The sequence below is a fragment of the Treponema sp. Marseille-Q4523 genome (assembly GCF_016901105.1).
Lineage (GTDB): Bacteria > Spirochaetota > Spirochaetia > Treponematales > Treponemataceae > Treponema_D.
Genome location: NZ_JAFEVM010000076.1, coordinates 1 through 2,517, shown reverse-complemented (window position 1 = coordinate 2,517; position 2,517 = coordinate 1). Strand labels below are relative to the sequence as shown.

Annotated in this window: 2 protein-coding genes; both read left to right on the top strand. The window is 44.6% G+C overall.

Features of this window, described 5'->3' with window-relative positions; genetic code table 11:
* Positions 1-118: 118 nt before the first annotated feature.
* Positions 119-1,243 carry a formylglycine-generating enzyme family protein gene (locus JSQ97_RS12660; protein ID WP_205076378.1) on the top strand — a complete coding sequence of 375 codons (1,125 nt, stop codon included), beginning with the start codon at positions 119-121 and terminating at the stop codon, positions 1,241-1,243.
* A gap of 169 nt (positions 1,244-1,412) precedes the next feature.
* Entirely contained in the window at positions 1,413-2,291 is an 879-nt protein-coding gene (locus JSQ97_RS12655; protein ID WP_205076377.1) for an Rpn family recombination-promoting nuclease/putative transposase, read from the top strand.
* The last annotated feature ends 226 nt before the right edge of the window (positions 2,292-2,517 follow it).

The following is a 2,517-nucleotide window of genomic DNA, read 5'->3' as shown; positions in this document are numbered from 1 at the left end:
AGTGCGGGTTTTACCGGCATCCATGCCGGAACAAATGGGTTATAAGCGGAGAAGAAACCTTGCCCTAAACGGGGTTGTCTCTCTCTCCCTAAGAAAACAACATTTTAAGGAGGTGTTTATGAAACACAGAGTAAAATCAATTTTGTTTATCGGTTTAGCGCTTATTGCGCTATTTGGCATGACCGGCTGTCCGAACAACGCGGGCGGGAACGGCTCAGGAAGCGGTAACTCCGGCGGCGGCGGGACGCCTGCCGGTAGTTTTGAAGACACAGGTGACGGCTTTATAAAAATAATACCTACGACAACAGGCATTGTAGGCGTTGACCCTGACTACACCTTACCCGGAACTGAAGCTAATCGGAAAGGCGTATTCCGTGCAGGCCGAAAGGTAAAATTAAGTCCCTACAAGCTCGGTAAAACAGAGGTAACGTACGAGTTATGGCACAAGGTACGGACATGGGCAGAAGGTAAAGGCTACGTCTTTGCAAACAAAGGGCTTGAAGGTTGGGACGGCACAGGCGGCGGAGGTACTGATCCCAATTATGCAAACATAGGCAAGCCTCCTACAGAAAACAAAAATCATCCTGTAACAATGGTAAGTTGGCGGGACTGTATTGTGTGGTGTAATGCGTATACTCAAATAAAGCTGGGGTCCGATGAGCAATGCGTCTACCGCAAAAGCAAAACCGATACTACGGTATTAAAAGATGCAACTGATACAGCTGCTTGTGATGCCGCTTATGCCGATATGAGCAAAAAAGGCTATCGCCTTCCGACGGAAGCGGAATGGGAGTACGCCGCCCGATGGCAGGGAAGCGACGGCACAAACGCCGATAATTGCGGCGATGTACGGCTGACCAAATTAAACAGTGCAAGCGGAGCCAAAGATAGATGGGATACGGCGGAAACAGGAGAGGTTGCATGGTATTCTGGTAATTCAGGAAATAAAACTCATCCTGTAGGAAAAAGGAGAGCGAATGTACTCGGTTTACACGACATGAGCGGGAATGTTTGGGAATGGTGTTTTGATTGGTATAATGATAACCCTGCATCAAACGATAGTACTTATGTGCAAGGCGGTATTGTTACCGATCCTCAGGGTGCTGCGTCGGATGCTGACCGTGTTAGGCGCGGCGGCAGCTGGGGCGCCACCGCGGGCGGCTGCGCTGTGGGCGTACGGTACAACTACAGTCCTGGCAACAGGTTCAACTTTCTTGGCTTCCGCTTGGCTTGCCGGCCCTAGAGTTCAATGGGTAATGGGGAATTCGGTTTAAAAAAGATAAAGCTGCGGGACAACGGTTCTGCAGCCTTTTTCCTAAGCGCCGCGCCGGCTTTAAGTTCGCAATTCTGAAGCATTATCCCTTTTAAAATCCTTTCACCTATGGTATAATACAATCGAGTGAGGGTTTGCTATGAGTACGTCAAACAGAAAATATAAAGACTCGGTGTTTGTCGATTTGTTCAGTGAAGACGAAAGGGCTAAGGAAAATTTCTTATCGCTATATAATGCATTGCACGGCACGCACCTTCCGCTTTCGTCGCCAGTAGAAAATATACGGCTTGAAAACGTCATGTATATGAATATAATAAACGACGTTTCCTGCCTTGTAGACAATAAAATAATTGTCCTTGCAGAGCATCAATCAACGATAAACGAAAATATGCCTTTGCGCTTTTTAGAATACATAGCAAGGCTCTACGAAAAACTGCAAGCACCTACTGATAGGTATTTAAGAAAGCTGTCAAAAATACCGACGCCGGAATTCTACGTTTTCTATAACGGCAAGGAAGACTACCCGGAAACTACGGTTCTAAAACTTTCCGATGCCTTTATTACAAAACCTAAACAAGTGCCGCTGGAGTTGACGGTACGGGTTCTCAACATCAACACGGATAAAGCAAACAAAGTTTTAGCAGCCTGCAAACCGCTTGAAGAATACAGCCTCTTTGTAGAAGAGGTAAGAAAGCAAACACAACTCGACAGCGAAAACGGCTTTACCAATGCGATAAAGATATGTATAGAAAAAGGAATATTAAAAGAATACTTACAGAGAAAATCACGGGAGGTAATAAACATGTTAGTAGCAGAATATGATTATGATACGGATATCGCAGTACAGAGAGAAGAAAGTTTAAGGATTGGCATACAACAAGGGATACAGCAAGGCTTTTCCGACGGCTCGCGCCAAGCAAAGCTTGACACGGCAAAGTTAATGAAGGATATGAATTATCCGATTAGAGATATTTGCAAAATATCAGGTCTTTCCGTTGAAGAAATCGAAAAGCTTTAGAAAGTGCAGTAATCAATGATTAATGTGTAATTGGTAATTGATAATTTCCAAGATAATTACAAATTACCAATTAAAAACTTTCCCCGAAACGTTGAAATCTGCGGAAAAGCAGGTTATAATACATATATCAGTCATCTTAAGTCAGTCCCGCAATTTCTTATGACGAGGGACCTATGTCCGGTACAACCGGTACAGCTTTTATATCTCCTGCTCAAAAGTACATACA

Bases quoted from the DNA above. Each gene is read 5' to 3' on its own strand.
- JSQ97_RS12660 (WP_205076378.1), top strand. From the start codon at position 119: ATGAAACACAGAGTAAAATCAATTTTGTTTATCGGTTTAGCGCTTATT.
- JSQ97_RS12655 (WP_205076377.1), top strand. From the start codon at position 1,413: ATGAGTACGTCAAACAGAAAATATAAAGACTCGGTGTTTGTCGATTTG.